This is a genomic window from Pseudonocardia adelaidensis (genome assembly GCF_039543345.1).
In the GTDB taxonomy this organism is placed as follows: Bacteria; Actinomycetota; Actinomycetes; order Mycobacteriales; family Pseudonocardiaceae; genus Pseudonocardia; species Pseudonocardia adelaidensis.
Genome location: NZ_BAABJO010000001.1, coordinates 184,721 through 200,311, shown reverse-complemented (window position 1 = coordinate 200,311; position 15,591 = coordinate 184,721). Strand labels below are relative to the sequence as shown.

Here is a 15,591-nt window from a genome sequence, read left to right as displayed (position 1 = left end):
ATGCCGCGGCGCGGCCCGGCCGCGCCGGGCGCCGCGCGGGAACGGAGCCCGCACCGGCGCGTGATCACCCGGCTGCTGACCCGGGCGTGGAACGACGACGTGCTCGGTCAGTCCGCCTCGGCGGCGTTCTGGCAGACGCTCTCGTTGCCCCCGCTGCTGCTCGGGCTGTTCGGCTTGCTCGGGTACGCCGAGCGCTGGTTCGGTCCGGACACGGTGGTCGCCGTGCAGGAGTGGATCACCCGGATCACCAGCGGCGTGTTCAGCCGCAACGCCGTGGACGAGATCATCGTACCCACCGTGGCCGAGATCCTCACGACGTCCCGCGGCGAGCTCGTGTCGGTCGGGTTCGTCCTGAGCTTCTGGTCGGGCTCCTCGGCGATGGCGACGTTCGTCGACGCGATCACCCGGGCCCACGACCAGTACCCGGTGCGCGGATGGGTGTGGCAGCGCACCCTCGCGATCCTGCTCTACCTGGCGGGCCTCGCCGTCGGCATCGTGCTGCTGCCGGTCGCGGCGCTGGGTCCCGACCGCCTGCTGTCGCTGGTGCCCGAGGCGGTCGAGCCGGCCGCGCGGACGGCGGTGAACGCCGTCTACCTCCCGGTGGTCGTCGTGGTGCTCGTGCTGGCGCTCACCTCGCTGTACAAGATCGCGCTGCCGTTGAAACCGCCGTGGTACCGCGGCCTGCCCGGGGCGGTGCTGGCCGCGGTGGTGTTCCTGGTGGGGGCCACCGGCCTGCGGCTGTACCTCGACTGGATCACCAGCACCGGCTACACCTACGGAGCGCTGGCGGCGCCGATCGCCTTCCTGCTCGGCATGTACTTCATCGCGCTGGCCGTGATCCTCGGCGCGTACCTCAACGCGGCGGTCCAGTCGGTCCGGCCGGCGCCGTTGCGCAGGCGCGGCCGACCGGTCGGGGATGTCACGGGCTCGGGGGGTGATCCGTCTCAGGTCGTGACCCGACCAGATGGAGGCCCTGATGTCGATCGCACTCGAGCCGTTCGCGACGCAGCGGACCGTGGCGCTCACGACGTTCCGGCGCGACGGCACGCCGGTCAGCACCCCGGTGAGCATCGCGGTGGACGGTGACCGCGCGGTGTTCCGCTCCTTCGCCGAGGCGGGCAAGACTCGCCGGCTGCGGCGCGACCCGACCGTCGAGGTGGCCCCGTCCACGTTCCGCGGCCGGCCGACCGGGCCCGCGATCCGCGCCACCGCCCGGCTGCTCGACGGGGACGAGGCGGACGACGCCGCGCGGCTGCTGCGGCGCAAGCACCCGTTCCTGCACGGCATCCTCGTGCCGCTGGCCCACCGCGTGGGGCGCAGGCGGACCGGCCGGACCGTCCACTTCGAGCTGGTCCCCACCGCATGACGAGTCCGGGCTCCACACGCCCGTGCGGAGCCCGGACTCGACTCGTGGTGCGCTGCTACTGCGGGTCGCGCGGGTGCGGGTGCTCGCGGCTCTCGTCCAGGTGCGACGGGTCGAACTCCACCCGGCCCACCACCAGGTGGTTGACCAGCCAGAGCACCCCACCGACCGCGAGCAGGATGCCGGCGATGACGAACTGGATCGTGGGGCGGCCGGACAGCGGCGTGGCGAGGAAGCCGCACAGGAAGATGCCGAGCACGGGTGCCCAGGTCGGCGCGCGGAAGTGCTTGTGCTCGACCTTGTGCTTGCGCAGCACCAGCACCGCGATGTTGACGATCGTGAACACGGCGAGCAGCAGCAGCGCGGTGGTGCCACCCAGCGCGCTCAGGTCGACGCTCACGACCAGGATGTAGGCGATCACGCTCGTGAACGCGATCGACACCCACGGCGTGCGCCGGCCGGCGTGCACGGTGGCGAACACGCTGGGCAGCACGCGCTCGTTGGCCATTCCGTAGAGCAGCCGGCTCGCCATCAGCATGTTGATCAACGCCGAGTTGATCACGGCGAGCAGGCCGATCCCGGCGAACAGCTGCAGCGGGAAGCCGGGCGCGCTGACCTCCAGCACCGCGAGCAGCGCGCCGCTCCCGGCCTCGGCCAGGTCGTTCGCCGGCATGAGCATCGAGGAGACGATCGCGACGACCACGTAGATGGAGCCCGCGACGGCCATGCCGAGCAGCATCGCGCGCGGGAAGATCTTCACCGGGTCCTTGGTCTCCTCGGCCATGTTCACCGAGTCCTCGAACCCGACCATGGCGAAGAACGCGAGCGAGATGGCGGTGGTGATCGCCAGCACCGGCCCGCTGTCCGCGGTGTTGATCTCGACGAGCCGGCCGGCGTCGCCCTGCCCGCCGCCGATGGCCAAGAGGCCGGCGATGATGATGATCGCCAGGCCGCTCACCTCGATGCAGGTGAGCAGCACGTTCGCCTTGACCGACTCGCCCACGCCGCGGAAGTTGATGAGCGCGAGGCCCGCGATGAAGACCAGCGCGACGATCCAGAGCGGCAGCACCGCGAACTGCCTCAGGTAGGTGTCGCCGAACGCCTTGGCCGCGGATGCCGCGGACGTCACGCCCGAACACATCACCGTGAACGTCACCATGAACGTCAGGAACTGGACACCGAACGCGCGGTGCGTGTACAGCGCCGCCCCGCCCGCTCCCGGGAACTTGCCGACGAGCTCCAGGTAGCTGAACGCGGTCAGGAACGCGACCACGAAAGCGCCGAGGAACGGTAGCCAGAGCGCGCCGCCGATCTCGGCGGCCACAGAGCCGGTCAGGGCGTAGATCCCCGTGCCGAGGATGTCGCCGACCACGAAGAAGAGCAGGAGACCAGGACCGATCGCGCGCTTGAGCTCGGGTTGGGCATGGGCCGGGGCTGAGTCCACCATGGCGAGTGAGTGTGACGGCTGCCACGCGGGCGGTCGAGGATCTTGGTGATGATTTGATGTAAGAGAGATCATGTCGGCAAGGACACCGGGAGCACGGCTGCCCCGGTCAGTGCCAGTAGTCCGCGCGCCGCCACAGCATGACGGCCAGCATCAGCGGGAACATGATCACGTGGGCGCCGACCATGACGGTCATCGCGGAGATCGCGCCCAGCCAGTACGGCACGAGCAGCACGACGAACGGCAGGAACATCGCCGCGCTCATCTCGGCGGTGCGGGGCCACGAGTGGTGCCGGACGCGCATCCAGAGCCCCATCACGATCGTCATGTCGATCGCCATCGACATCGCGTGGACGTCGGGCCGGGCGACCCATTCGGCGGGCCAGAGCGGGGCGAGGGCCACCATCCCGACGATCATGGCGACGACCATCTCGACGTAGTGGGCGACGAAGCGCAGCAGCGGGCGGGAGTGGGGGCGGGTCTGCGTGGTTGTCATGGCCGCAAGGGTCGTGCGGCCGGGCCTTACTGCCAGGTGCCGGAAGTCATGACCCGGGGTCATGACGTCGGCATGACGAGCGCGCTCCTTCGGACCGTTGGTTCCCATCGGGACTTCGTTGCCCGGGGGAGTGGTGTGGGGGAATCAGAGTTCGTGAAGACCGACCTCGGCACCGTCCTGGCCGCAATCGTCAGGGACTCCCGTGGTCGTGATCGCCGTTTCGGTAGGTGTCGCTCCCGGAGATCATTCGGCAGCCATTTTGCCTTGATCGGCGATCCGGTGCGCGTGCCGCACCTCGGAGGACACCACGTGCATGGCGGCCCCGGGTATCACCGTCGTGCGCCCCGACCGCCGCGACGGCGCCCCCGTCGAGCGCTCCCCGATCGCCCTCGACCACTGAGAACCCAGGAGCAACCGTCTACAGCAGACCGAGGGCGCGGGCGCGCAGCGCCGCCTGGGTGCGGTCGCGGGCACCGAGCTTCGCCAGCACGTTCGTCACGTGGTTCTTCACGGTGCCCTCGGCGAGGAACAGCTCCGCGGCGATCTCCCGGTTGCTGCGGCCCTCGGCCACCAGGCGGAGCACGTCGAGCTCGCGGTCCGACAGCGGCACGACCAGCGGTTGGGGGCGCGGCTCCGCGGCGGCGTCGGGCAGCTGGGCGAACCGGGCCACCACCTTCGCCGCCACCGACGGTTGCAGCACCGACTCGCCGCGGGCGGCCGCGTGCACGGCCTCGACCAGCCGCGCCGAGGACACGTCCTTGAGCAGGTAGCCGACCGCGCCCGCGCGCAGCGCCGCGAAGACGTCCTCGTCGTCGTCGAACGTGGTGAGCGCGATGACCCGGACCCCCGGTTGCTCGACGCGCAGCCTCCGGGTGGCCCCGATGCCGTCGAGCACGGGCATGCGCAGGTCCATGAGCACGACGTCGGGCGCGAGCTCCGCGGCCTTGCGCAGAGCCTCGTCGCCGTCGCCCGCCTCGCCCACCACCTCGACGCCGTCGTGCACGGCGAGCAGCGTGGCGAGGGCCTCCCGGAAGAGGGTCTGGTCGTCCACCAGCAGGACCCGGACGCCCGTCACCCCGGCACCTCCATCGTCAGCGTGCAGCCCGCACCGGGCGCCGACTCGACCCGCAGCCGGCCGCCGAGCAGCGCGGCCCGTTCCCGCAGCCCCACCAGGCCGAAGCCCGGTTGCCCGTCGCCGGTGCCCACGCCGTCGTCGCGGACCGCCACGCGGACGGCGGACTCGCCGTAGTCCAGCAGCAGGTCGGCCCGGTCGGCCCTGGCGTGCTTGCGGACGTTCGTCAGGCCCTCCTGGGCGGCGCGGTACAGCGCCTCCCGGGCGTCGTCGCGGAGCGGGCGCTGCGTGCCCGACACCTGGAGCCGGGTGGGGAGGCCCGCGGCCGAGGCCTCCTCGGCGAGCGCGCCCAGCGCTTCCGGCAGCGGGCCGGTCGACCGCGGCTCGCGCAACGCGCGCACCGACCGGCGTACCGCACCGAGCGCCTCCTCCGACTGGTGCTGCGCCTTCGCGAGCACGTCGTCGGCCTTGGCCGGGTCGGTCGACAGCACCGCTCGCGCCGCTTTGACCTGCATCTGGACGACGGTGAGCGAGTGGCCGAGCCCGTCGTGGATGTCGCGGGCCACCCGGTTGCGCTCCTGGGCCGTGGCGAGCCGTTCGGCCTGCGCGGCGTAGTCGCGCAGCTGCTCGTGCGCCTCGGCCAGCTCGCGCCGCAGCTGCTGCTCCCGCTGCAGCAGCTCGGTGATGACCGCCGCGAACACCACCGAGGCGAACAGGCCGACACCCTCCCGCAACGCCGCCTGCCACGAGTCCATCGGCGCGTGCGCGAACGGGACGAGCAGGACCACCACGACGGTGGCCGGCCGCGGGAGCACCAGCACGCACTGGCTCACCAGCACCACGAAGAAGAGCGTGGTGGCGACGCCCGGCTCGAGCGCGAACGTCGCGAAGGCCAGTGCGAGCTGGATCGCCGCGTACCCCGCGGACCAGCCCCGGTGCCCCCGCCTGCGCACCCACCAGAAGCCGGCCGTGGCCACGAGCGTGTACGCCGCGCCGAGCGGCACCGCCGCCACGGGCCCGCCCGTCCCCGCGATCCCGATCACCAGCGTGAGGAACGCGCCGGCCGTCAGCACCGCGAGCGCCCGGTTCACGCCGTCACCCTAAGGCCCGGAACCTCCTTCGTGGAGGCGCTCGCCGCGTTCAGTGCGCGGTCGGGTCCTGGGGGCCGAAGGTGGTGAGGAACCGGTCCCGGAAGTCCTCCATGGGCCAGACGGGGGCGTCCGATCTCGGGTGCAGGCCGTCCTCCCAGCCCCAGCCGTCGATCCGGTCGAGCACGGCCCGGTCCCGGGTGACGATCGAGATCGGGACGTCGCGCCCCGCGTCGGGCCCGACGATCAGCGGCGCCGCCTGGTGGTCGCCGAGCACGATGAGCACCAGGTCGTCGTCGCCAGAGGCCTGCACCCACGAGGTGAGCGTCTGCAGGGAGTAGGCGATCGAGCGGCTGTACGCGGAGTGGACCGCGTCGGTTCCCTTGGCCCACACGGCGTCCCGCGGCTCGCCCGTGGCGAACGTCTGGAAGATCGAGCCGTCCCCGACCTGGTCCCACCCGATCACCGGCGGGATGAGCGGCCACGGTGCGTGGCTCGACGCGAGCGCGATCTCGGCGAAGAGGGGCGGCCGGTCGGTCCGCCCGTGCTCCATCCGCTCGAACGCCGACATCGTGTACTGGTCGGGCACGCTCGCCCAGCCGAGGTCGGGGCCGCGGTAGCCGAGTGCCGGGAAGTCGTCGACGCGCTGGTGGCCGTAGAACCGCGCCTCCGGCCATTCGCCGGTGGTGCCCGGCATGACGGCGACGGTCTGCCAGCCGGCCCCGGCGAACGCGCTGACGAGCGTGAGCCGGTCGCTCGCCATCAGCGCGTCGTGGCGGGCCTGGTTGGCGACCCGCGTGCCGGACAGCATGGTGGCGTGCGCGAGCCAGCTGCTGCCGCCCGCCACCGGCGAGGTGAGGAAGCCGCTGCGGGCCGCGAAACCGGCCGAGGCGAGCTGCGCGTCCCCCGCGTCGAGCGCGGCGGTGACGGGCCCCGCGAGCTCGGGCCGCTCGAGCGCGCTGCGCCCGTAGCTCTCGACGAACGCGAGCACGACGTCCTTGCCGTGCAGCGCGCTGAGCAGCTGGTCGGCGGGCACGTTGCGGAAGGGGTCGGCGGAGAGCGCCGCCGTGAACGACCGCTGGTCGAGCAGGCTCGTGGGCACCTGCACCGCCCGCTGTTCGGCGGCGACCGCGGCGGAGGCCGCCGCCACGGGCACGCCCGGGACGAGCTGCGCGCCGAGCACCGCGCACGCCACCCAGGCCGGTGTGAGCACGGCGAGCGCGCGGGTCGCGGGTCGCGGGTGGCGGACCGTGACACCGGCCAGCCGCACGACCGCGAGCGTCACGAGGACCAGCACCGCGATCGTGACGACGATCGCCGCGACGACCGCTGCGACCTGACCGGCCGGGCCGGTGGACGAACCCAGGAAGCCGAGGCCGTCGTCGAGCAGCGCCCAGTCGAGCACCGGGTCGAACGGGCGGGCGAGCACGGCGGAGAAGCCGAGGTCGAGGACCTTCAGGACGGTGAGCAGGCCCAGCACGGCGCCGGCGGTCACCGCCACGGGCCGGCGTGCCCGGTCGGGGAGTACGAGCAGCACGGCGACGCCGACGAGCACCTCGAGGGGCAGCCGCAGGAAGGCGGCGGGGGTGAGGTCGGTGATCGTATCGGGCGCGACGAGGACGGCGAGCACGAGCAGGGCGGCCAGCACCGTGACCAGCCGCGCCGCGGGTGGGCGCCATCGGGTGCGTTCCGCCTCGGTGCCCGCCCGGCGTCGCAGGATCATCTTCTCGCCCACCTCCGGGTCGGCGCGGGCCCGCGCGGCCCGCCACAGGGGACACGCAGCCCCCCGGCGAGAAGTTCACCACCGGCGCCGGAGGGGCCGGTCACCGGCTGATGTTCACCATCCACCGGACGCCGAAGCGGTCGACGCACATCCCGAACTCGTCGCCCCACATCTGCTTCTCGAGCGGGACGGTGACGGTGCCGCCGTCGGCGAGCTTCGCCCAGTAGCCGCGCAGCTCGTCCGCGTCGTCGCCGCTGAGGCTCAGCGAGACGTCGTTGCCGGGGGACAGGTCCATCCCCGGCGGGTTGTCGGCACCCATGAGCGTGTAGCCGGCGGGCGTCTCCAGCATGCCGTGCATGATCTTGTCGGCCTCCGGCGCGTCCGGGGAGCCGTACTCGCCGTAGGTGTTCAGCGTGGGGGTGCCGCCGAAGACGTCGGCGTAGAACTCCATGGCCGCCCGCGCATCGCCTGCGAAGCTGAGGTAGGGGTTGAGCCGAGAAGGCATCGCGACCTCCTGTGCCGTGGGACGAGCATCGTCCGGGGCTGTCAGAGTCTCGCGGAAGTGCGGCCCGAGGTCCAGGTGTGCAGCACGGTCCGGTGACAGGTCGTCAACGGAGATCGGCCGCCCCTCCGTTTGAGCGCTCCGCCAGTGGGAACTCGCGTGTCACCCCGGCCGGATGTGCGTGCGCGGGGCTGCTGTCGGGGGAGACGATGCGATGCTCAACCAGAACGACCGGCGCCGGCTCGAGGAGATCGAACGCCGGCTGCACGAGGAGGATCCCGAGTTCGCCCGCCGCCTGGCGCGATGGCGGCCGCCGGGCACCCGCACGTCACGCCTGTGGCCCGTTCTCGTGCTCGTCGTCGGGCTGCTCGGGGTGCTGATCTCGGTGCTCGTGGTGCTGCCGGCGGTCTTCGTCCTGTCCCTGGCCGCGACGATCACCGGCGGGGTCTGGCTGCACCGGCGGCGCCGCTAGCGGTCGCCGGCTCCGGACACCGCCGCCCCCGCGGGCGCCCGGCGCAGGTGGGTTGGCCGGGCGAAGCACAGCACCGCGACCAGCCCCACCAGCAGGACGCCCGCGGGCAGCAGTAGCGACTGTGCCATCGCGGCGGCGAACGCCCCGTGCTGCGCGGGCGGCAGCCCGCCGACGGCGGCCTCGGCGTCCCCGGACATGCCCGGTAGCAGTGCGGCCAGCCGCGCCTCCATGATCGCCGCGATCCCGGCGCTGCCGAGCACCGCGCCGACCTGTCGGGTGGTGTTGTAGACCCCAGAACCGGCACCGGCGTGCGCCATCGGCAGGTTGCGGGTGGCCGTGCTCCCGATCGGCGCCCAGACGAACGCGCTCGCGGCGCCGAGCAGTCCCAGCGGCAGCAGCAGCTGCCAGATCGGCGCGTTCGGCACCATCACCGCCGCCAGCCACACCAGCGCGACGGTGACGCCGAGGAGCCCCACGCCGGCGGTGTGGCGCGGGTGGTGGCGGTCGGCCAGCCGGCCGACCACCGGCGCCAGCACCCCGGAGAACACGGCCATCGGGGCGAGGAGCAGCGCCGCCTCGGTGGGGCTGAGCCCGCGCACGCCCTGCGCGTACAGCATGATCGGGAACGCCTGCGACGTGACGGTGAACCCGACCGTGGTGATGGCGATGTTGGCCAGGCTGAAGTTGCGGTCGCGGAAGAGCGCGAGCGACAGCAGCGGCTCGCCCCGGTTGCGGACCTGCCAGAACACGAACCCGGCGAGCACGAGGATCCCGGCGATGATCAGCGACCACACCGAGATCGGCCCGGCGATCCGGCCCCAGCCGAACGCCTGCCCCTCCTGGATGCCGAACACCAGCAGGAACATCCCCACGCCGGAGAGCAGCACGCCGAGCAGGTCGAACCGGTGGACGTGGGTGGGCAGGTCCGGCACGAGCCGCAGCGCGAGGACGAGGCCGACCACACCGACCGGCACGTTGACGAAGAAGATCCACTCCCAGCCGAGGCCGTCGACCAGCACCCCGCCCAGGATCGGGCCGACGAGGGTGGCGATGCCGGCGACTGCGCCCCACAGGCTCATCGCGCGCCCCCGCTGGTCGGCGGGGAAGGTGCGGGTGATGACGGACATCGTCTGCGGGTTCATCATCGACGCGCCGAGGCCCTGGACGATCCGTGCGACGATCAGCTGCGCGACGGTCGTGGTGAGCCCGCACCAGAGCGACGCCAGCGTGAAGATCACGAGCCCGACGGCGTAGACCTGCTTGGGGCCGAAGCGGTCACCGAGCCGGCCGGTGACGAGCAGCGGCACGGCGTACGCGAGCAGGTAGGCGCTGGTGACCCACACGACCGAGGCGACGTCGGCACCGAGGTCCTGCATGATCGCGGGCGTGGCCACCGACACGATCGTCGCGTCCACCAGGATCATGAAGAACCCGATGACGAGCGCCCACAGCGCATGCCACGGGTTGACGGGCGCGCCGGTCACAGCGCGTCCTCGTTCGGCCATCGCAGCTCCTTGCGTTCGAGCCGACCGATGAGGTCGGTGAGCCAGGTCAGCTCGGTAGTGAGCTGCGCCTGGAGGTAGCGGGCGGCGAGGAGGTACGCCTCCTCGACCTTGCGATCCGCGGCGGTGCGCAGCAGCGAGGCGCTCTCGGTGAGCTCGCCCTCGATCCGGCGTACCCGCGCCGTCAGGAGCTCGACCACCTCGTGCCGCGGCAGGTTGTGCGCCTCGCCGAGGGCGACCGGGAACTGCGGGTACTCGTACTCCGGTGTGGCGAGCAGCGCGCGGATCCGGTCCGTGAGGGCCTGGTGGCCGGCATCGGTGATCTGGTAGGTGGTCCGCTCCGGACGGCCGCCGTCGCGGTCGGTGCCGGTGGCCTCCACCAGGCCGATCTCGGCCATCCGGGCCACGGTGTGGTACAGCGAGCCGGGCCGGACCTTCACCCGGCGGTCCTCGTGCCGCTCCAGCAGAAGCCGGTACATCTCGTACGGGTGCATGGGGCGTTCGGCGAGCAGCGCCAGCACGGAGATGCCCAGTGGGGTCACCGTCGTCATCGCCGATCCCCCTGATCACTCCGCACCGATTACTCCACGCCGAATATTACGGGAGGGGTGTGCCGAGGTCGAGGTGGTGTGAGAGTCGCCTCGCGCGCCGGCAGGACCGGGCTCAGCCGAGCTGGTCGAGATCCAGCCGCACCGGGAAGGGCTCGTCGGCGGTGAAGATCCCGCTGACCGGCGCCGCGTCGACGTAGCCGAACTCGCCGGCCAGGTGGCACGCGATGAGCGCGGGACGGGCGTCGAGCTCGAGGATCCAGTAGTGCGGGACGCCCGCATCGGCGTACTCGCCGTGCTTGATCGTGTGGTCCGTCCGCTGCGAACCGTCGGACACGATCTCGACCGCGAGCACAACCTCGTCGGCGCGCAGGAGCCCGCCCTCGGCCCGGCGCCGTTTCAGCCCTTCGCGGGTGACCACGACCAGATCGGGGATCCGGACGAAACCGGGGCGGTGCGACGGAACGAGGACGAGGTCGATGTCCACCTCGGGCACGGTCCTCAGATGATCGGGGACCTGGGGACGCAACTGGTGCAGCAGCTCCTGCAGGCAGACCTGGTGTTCGGGCGTCGGGCTCGGGGACACGACGACGTTGCCCTCCTGCAACTCGAAGCGCCCCTCGGTGGCCTCGTGGAACGCGGCGAACTCGGCGACGGTCAGCAGGCGGCGCGGAGGCTGCAGCGGGAGGGCCGTCATGGCGGCCAGTGTGGCACGCGGCATCGACGGTCCGGGCCGGAACGCGCGGCTACGCCGCGGCCGGCTCCCGCAGCAGCGCGACCACCTCGCGGGCCGCCGACTGCCCGGCGCGGTTCGCCCCGATCGTGCTGGCGCTGGGCCCGTAGCCGACGAGGTGGATCCGCGGGTCGGCGACCACCCGGGTGCCGTCGACGGCGATGCCGCCGCCCGGCCCGCGCAGCCGCAGCGGGGCGAGGTGGCCGAGCGCGGCGCGCCACCCGGTGGCCCAGAGGATCACGTCGGCGGCCACCGAGGTGCCGTCGGCCCACGCGACGCCGTCGGGGGTGATCCGCTCGAACATCGGCAGCCGCTCCAGCACGCCCGCCGCCCGCGCGGCCCGCACCTCGGGCGTGAGCGGGAGCCCGGTGGCGCTCACGACGCTCTGCGGCGGCAGCCCGGCCCGCACCCGCTCCTCGACGCGGGCGACGACGGCGCGGCCGTACTCGTCGTCGAACGGCTCGTCGCGGAACTCCGGCGGGCGCCGGGTGACCCACGTGGTGGCGGCGGCGACGGTGGCGATCTCCATCAGCAGCTGCACCGCGGACGTCCCCCCGCCGACGACGACCACCCGCTTGCCGGCGAACTCGTCCGGCCCGGCGTAGTCGACGGTGTGCAGCTGGCGGCCGCGGAAGGTCTCCGCACCCGGGTAGCGGGGGCGGAACGGTCGCGTCCAGGTGCCGGTTGCATTGATCAGGGCGCGGGTGGTCCAGGTGCCCAGGTCCGTCTCGACCTGGAGATCCGGCCCGGTCGAGCGGACGGCGCCGACCCGCACCGGCCGTCGGACCTGCAGGTCGAACACCCGCTCGTACGCGTCGAAGTAGGCCGGCACGATCTCGGCCGCCGGCCGGGTCCGGTCGGCGGGCTCGAACGGCAGCCCCGGCAGGCTCGCGATGCCGTGCGCGCGGTCGACCCGCAGCGTGCGCCAGCGGTGCCGCCACGCGCCACCGGGGCCGTCCTCGCCGTCCAGCACGACGAAACCGGGGCCGGGTGCGAGCCCGGCCCGGCGCAGCCCGTAGGCGGCGGACAGCCCCGCCTGCCCGGCCCCGATGACGACGACATCGCTCTCAGCCCGCACGCCCGGTCTCAACGCGGGCGGGGCGTGGAGAAGTCCCGGCGGCTCGGCAGCGGCGTCGCGCCGAAGCGCTGCACCCAGCCGGTGACGTCGGCGGTGGTGGCGTTGCCGCCGCACACCACGAGGCCGAGCCGGGCGTCCGGTCCGACCCGGTCGAGAACCCGGTGCGCGGCCGGGACGAGGCAGCCCGCCGCGGGCTCGGTCCAGATCTTCGCCTCCTCGGCGAAGGTGAGGCAGCCACGCACCGCCTCGGCGTCCGGGACGACGATGACGTCCTCGACGAGCGCCGAGACGTGCGCGAGCGTCAGCGCGGAGACGTGCGGCGGCGCCAGCGTGGTGACGATCGAGGTCGGTGTCGTCGGCACCGGCGTGCCGGCGGCGAGCGCTCGGGACATCGAGTCCGCGCCCTCGGTCTCCACCCCCCAGACCCGCACGCCCGGGACCATGGCGCGCACAGCGGTGGCGACGCCGGCGATCAGCGCGCCGCCGCCGATGCTGACCAGCACGTCGGTGACGTCCGGTGCGTCGGCCGCCAGCTCCACCCCGACGGTGCCCTGCCCGGCGATCACGGCCGGGTCGTCGAACGGGTGCACGAGCGTGCGGCCTGCTGCGACCAGCTCGTCGAGGAGCGCGAAGGCCGCCGACACGTCCGGGGTGAGCCGGACCTCGGCGCCGCGGGCCCGCGCGGCCGCGATCGAGCGTTGCGGCGCCGCTTCCGGCATCACCACCGTGGCCGCCACGCCGAGCGCGGCGGCGGCGTCGGCCACCGCGACGCCGTGGTTGCCGCCGCTGACGGCGACCACCCCGGCCGACCGTTCGGCCGCGGAGAGCCCGAGCAGCTTGTGGGTCGCGCCGCGCGGCTTGAACGAGCCCGTGCGCTGCAGCAGCTCCAGCTTGCAGGCGACCGGGACGCCGAGGTGGTCGGCGAGGCCGGGGCTGGGCACGGTGGGGGTGCGCAGCACGTGGGGCGCGATGCGCTCCGCCGCCGCGGTGATGTGGTCGAGGGAGATCAGATCCGGCACGTCCCTCACGGTACGGAGGGGCTGGCGGATCACGCCGCCGGATGATGGGGTGGCAGCGTGCTGCGCGCGTCCCGGGCCGGGCTGCTGAGCACCCGCTACGACATCACCCGCGACGACAGGGCGATCTGCACGTGGAAGCCGTCGGCCTTCCTCGGCGGCGGGAGCTTCGAGCTGGACGGCCACCGCTACGACGTCGCCCGCGGCGGCTGGACCGGCAGGCGCTACCGGCTGCGCGACGAGTCCGGCAGCCTCGTCGCGCTCGCCGACGGCGTGGGCCGGTCGGCCTGGACGGTGGAGACCGGCGGGCAGGTGCACGCGTTCGAGCGGCCCTCCCCGTGGCGGCGTGACCAGGTGCTCGTGCGCGACGGCGAGCCCGTCGGCGCCGTCCGGCGCACGAGCGCGTGGTTCGGCGAGGCCGAGGCGGAGCTGCCCGGCCTGCCGCTGGCGGTTCAGGTTTTCGTGCTGGTCAGCCTGCTCGCGGTGTGGGACGAGGACTAGTCGGCGGGCCGGTGGTGCCGCCCGGCCGAGCCGTCGTCGTCCTCCGGTGCGGCGTGGTCGGCCACCCCGGGGCTGGGGTCGCGGGACAGGTCGATCAGCGGGTCGAGCTCGGCGCCCTCGGGCGCTGCGTGGTCGGCCACCCCAGGGGTGGGGTCGCGGGACAGGTCGATGTGTTCCCGACCCCGGGCGGGCTTCTCGTCGGTCATACCTGCAAGTAGTACTGCATGAACACCTGGCCCCACACCTTTCCCTGCAACCGGACGGGTGAGGCCCAGGAGCCCTGAACAACTCGGGCCTACTGCGCGACGCTCGCTACGGCCGGAGTTGTTCGGGCCACTAGACCACCGGCACTACCTCCGGGGCGCCCATCCGGGCCGAGTCCGCCGTCTCGTCGTCGGGCATCTTCTGGCTCTCCCGCTCCGCCTCCACGCGCTTGCGGTAGTGCTCGACCTCGCGCTCGATCTGCGCCTCGCTCCAGCCGAGGACGGGCGCGACGAGCCGCGCGGCCTCCTCCACCGCGCCGATGCCCCGGTCGAACGTCTCGATCGAGATGCGGGTGCGGCGGGCGAGGACGTCGTCGAGGTGCCGCGCACCCTCGTGCGATGCGGCGTAGACGATCTCCGCGCGGAGGTGGTCGGGCGCGCCCGCGAGCGGCTCGCCGAGGCCGGGGTCGGCCACCACGAGCTCCAGCACCTCGTGGATCAGCGACCCGTAGCGGCCCAGCAGGTGCAGGATGCGCGCCTCGTGGAGCCCGTACTGCTCGGCGAGCAGCGGCGCCGCGTTCTTCACCGCGGCGAAGCCGTCGGCCCCCAGCAGCGGCACGTTCTCCGTGACCGACGGCGGCACCTTGATGTGCAGCCCGTGCACGGCCGCGTCGACGGCGTCCTTGGCCATCACGCGGTACGTGGTGTACTTCCCGCCCGCGACGACCACCAGCCCCGGCACCGTGTGCGCCACGGCGTGCTCGCGGGACAGCTTCGACGTCGACTCCGACTCGCCGGAGAGCAGCGGCCGCAGGCCGGCGTAGACACCCTCGACGTCCTCGTGGGTGAGCGGCTGCTCCAGCACCGCGTTGACGTGGTCGAGCAGGTACTCGATGTCAGCGGCGCTCGCGGCGGGGTGGGCGAGGCCGAGCTTCCAGTCGGTGTCGGTGGTGCCGATGATCCAGTGCCGGCCCCACGGGATGACGAAGAGCACCGACTTCTCGGTGCGCAGGATCAGACCGGCGTCCCCGCGGATCCGGTCGCGCGGGACGACGAGGTGGATGCCCTTGCTCGCCCGCACGTGGAACTGGCCGCGCTCGCCGACCAGCCCCTGCGTCTCGTCGGTCCACACCCCGGTCGCGTTGATCACCTGGCGGGCGCGGATCTGCAGCGTGCGCCCGGACTCGAGGTCGTGCACCTCGGCGCCGGTGACCCGCTCGCCCTCGCGGAGCAGCCCGACCACGCGGGACCGGCACGCCACGTGCGCCCCGTACGCCGCCGCCGTGCGAGCGACGAACATGGTGTGCCGCGCGTCGTCGACCTGCGCGTCGAAGTAGAGCAGCGCCCCCACCAGCGCGTCCTTGCGCAGCGACGGCACCACCTTGCGCGCGCCCCTGCGGGTGAGGTGGCGGTGCGCGGGCAGACCGCGGGAGCGGCCGGACAGCAGGCCCAGCGTGTCGTAGAGAGCGACGCCCGTGCCCGCGTAGAACCGCTCCCACCAGCGGTGGGTGAGCGGGTAGAGGAACGGCACCGGCCGCACGAGGTGCGGCGCGAGCGTCTGGATGAGCAGTCCGCGCTCCTGCAGCGCCTCGGCGACGAGCCGGAAGTCCAGCATCTCCAGGTAGCGCAGGCCACCGTGGATCAGCTTGCTCGACCGGCTCGAGGTGCCGGAGGCGAAGTCGCGGGCCTCGACGAGCCCGACGGTGAGGCCGCGGGTGGCGGCGTCGAGGGCGGCACCGCTGCCCACGACACCGCCCCCGACGACCAGAACGTCGAGTTCGGTCGAGCTCATCGCGTCGAGCGCGGCCTCACGGGCCTGCGGGGAGAGCGCGACCGATCTCATGGTGGTT

The 15,591-nt window shown here is 73.2% G+C and carries 17 protein-coding genes; 4 read left to right on the top strand and 13 right to left on the bottom strand.

Going from position 1 to position 15,591, the window contains the following annotated elements; translation table 11 throughout:
* Together ABEA81_RS00985 and ABEA81_RS00980 are read left to right on the top strand one after the other, a co-directional pair.
* A complete protein-coding gene (locus ABEA81_RS00985; RefSeq protein ID WP_345602557.1) occupies positions 1–1,086 on the top strand; it encodes a YihY/virulence factor BrkB family protein in 1,086 nt (361 codons plus the stop codon).
* A complete protein-coding gene (locus ABEA81_RS00980; protein WP_345602556.1) occupies positions 977–1,366 on the top strand; it encodes a PPOX class F420-dependent oxidoreductase in 390 nt (129 codons plus the stop codon). The genes ABEA81_RS00985 and ABEA81_RS00980 overlap by 110 nt, the downstream gene beginning before the upstream one ends.
* 55 nt (positions 1,367–1,421) lie before the next feature.
* Here ABEA81_RS00980 and ABEA81_RS00975 read toward each other — a convergent pair whose 3' ends face one another.
* The 6 genes from ABEA81_RS00975 to ABEA81_RS00950 form a co-directional block, all read right to left on the bottom strand.
* On the bottom strand, positions 1,422–2,810 hold the full coding sequence (locus tag ABEA81_RS00975) for an APC family permease (RefSeq protein ID WP_345602555.1): 1,389 nt from the start codon (positions 2,808–2,810) through the stop codon (positions 1,422–1,424).
* Between the two features lie 106 nt (positions 2,811–2,916).
* Positions 2,917–3,303, bottom strand: coding sequence for a hypothetical protein (locus ABEA81_RS00970; protein ID WP_345602554.1), 387 nt, complete (start codon positions 3,301–3,303; stop codon positions 2,917–2,919).
* A 418-nt stretch (positions 3,304–3,721) separates the two neighbouring features.
* The gene (locus tag ABEA81_RS00965) at positions 3,722–4,378 is read right to left on the bottom strand and encodes a response regulator transcription factor (protein WP_345602553.1); all 657 of its coding nucleotides are present in this window, start codon (positions 4,376–4,378) and stop codon (positions 3,722–3,724) included.
* Positions 4,375–5,466, bottom strand: a complete 1,092-nt coding sequence (locus ABEA81_RS00960; RefSeq protein WP_345602552.1) for a sensor histidine kinase — start codon at positions 5,464–5,466, stop codon at positions 4,375–4,377. The genes ABEA81_RS00965 and ABEA81_RS00960 overlap by 4 nt, the downstream gene beginning before the upstream one ends.
* A gap of 49 nt (positions 5,467–5,515) precedes the next feature.
* Positions 5,516–7,186 (bottom strand): sulfatase, encoded by a 1,671-nt coding sequence (locus tag ABEA81_RS00955; protein ID WP_345602551.1) that lies wholly within the window; start codon positions 7,184–7,186, stop codon positions 5,516–5,518.
* Between the two features lie 100 nt (positions 7,187–7,286).
* Entirely contained in the window at positions 7,287–7,691 is a 405-nt protein-coding gene (locus ABEA81_RS00950; protein ID WP_345602550.1) for a VOC family protein, read from the bottom strand.
* A gap of 211 nt (positions 7,692–7,902) precedes the next feature.
* On the opposite strand from ABEA81_RS00950, the gene ABEA81_RS00945 reads away from it, so the two are divergent.
* Positions 7,903–8,160, top strand: coding sequence for a DUF3040 domain-containing protein (locus ABEA81_RS00945; RefSeq protein ID WP_345602549.1), 258 nt, complete (start codon positions 7,903–7,905; stop codon positions 8,158–8,160).
* Here the strand turns inward: ABEA81_RS00945 and ABEA81_RS00940 are convergent.
* The 5 genes from ABEA81_RS00940 to ABEA81_RS00920 all read right to left on the bottom strand — a co-directional run bounded on the left by ABEA81_RS00940 (position 8,157) and on the right by ABEA81_RS00920 (position 13,040).
* Positions 8,157–9,665: a DHA2 family efflux MFS transporter permease subunit gene (locus ABEA81_RS00940; protein ID WP_345602548.1), complete on the bottom strand. Its 1,509-nt coding sequence runs from the start codon at positions 9,663–9,665 to the stop codon at positions 8,157–8,159. The genes ABEA81_RS00945 and ABEA81_RS00940 overlap by 4 nt on opposite strands.
* Positions 9,641–10,213 (bottom strand): PadR family transcriptional regulator, encoded by a 573-nt coding sequence (locus ABEA81_RS00935; RefSeq protein WP_345602547.1) that lies wholly within the window; start codon positions 10,211–10,213, stop codon positions 9,641–9,643. Before ABEA81_RS00935 ends, ABEA81_RS00940 begins: the two co-directional genes overlap by 25 nt.
* Before the next feature lie 112 nt (positions 10,214–10,325).
* Complete coding sequence (locus tag ABEA81_RS00930; protein WP_345602545.1) at positions 10,326–10,907, bottom strand: Uma2 family endonuclease; 582 nt, start codon at positions 10,905–10,907, stop codon at positions 10,326–10,328.
* Positions 10,908–10,956: 49 nt separating this feature from the next.
* A complete protein-coding gene (locus tag ABEA81_RS00925; RefSeq protein ID WP_345602544.1) occupies positions 10,957–12,021 on the bottom strand; it encodes an NAD(P)-binding domain-containing protein in 1,065 nt (354 codons plus the stop codon).
* A gap of 8 nt (positions 12,022–12,029) precedes the next feature.
* The gene (locus ABEA81_RS00920) at positions 12,030–13,040 is read right to left on the bottom strand and encodes a threonine/serine dehydratase (RefSeq protein ID WP_345602543.1); all 1,011 of its coding nucleotides are present in this window, start codon (positions 13,038–13,040) and stop codon (positions 12,030–12,032) included.
* A gap of 57 nt (positions 13,041–13,097) precedes the next feature.
* Here ABEA81_RS00920 and ABEA81_RS00915 point away from each other — a divergent pair, with 57 nt between their 5' ends.
* Positions 13,098–13,538, top strand: coding sequence for a hypothetical protein (locus tag ABEA81_RS00915; RefSeq protein WP_345602542.1), 441 nt, complete (start codon positions 13,098–13,100; stop codon positions 13,536–13,538).
* On the opposite strand, the gene ABEA81_RS00910 is transcribed toward ABEA81_RS00915, so the two are convergent.
* Positions 13,535–13,744, bottom strand: a complete 210-nt coding sequence (locus ABEA81_RS00910) for a hypothetical protein (protein ID WP_345602779.1) — start codon at positions 13,742–13,744, stop codon at positions 13,535–13,537. The genes ABEA81_RS00915 and ABEA81_RS00910 overlap by 4 nt on opposite strands.
* A 130-nt stretch (positions 13,745–13,874) precedes the next feature.
* Entirely contained in the window at positions 13,875–15,584 is a 1,710-nt protein-coding gene (locus ABEA81_RS00905; RefSeq protein ID WP_425570409.1) for a glycerol-3-phosphate dehydrogenase/oxidase, read from the bottom strand.
* Positions 15,585–15,591: the final 7 nt, after the last annotated feature.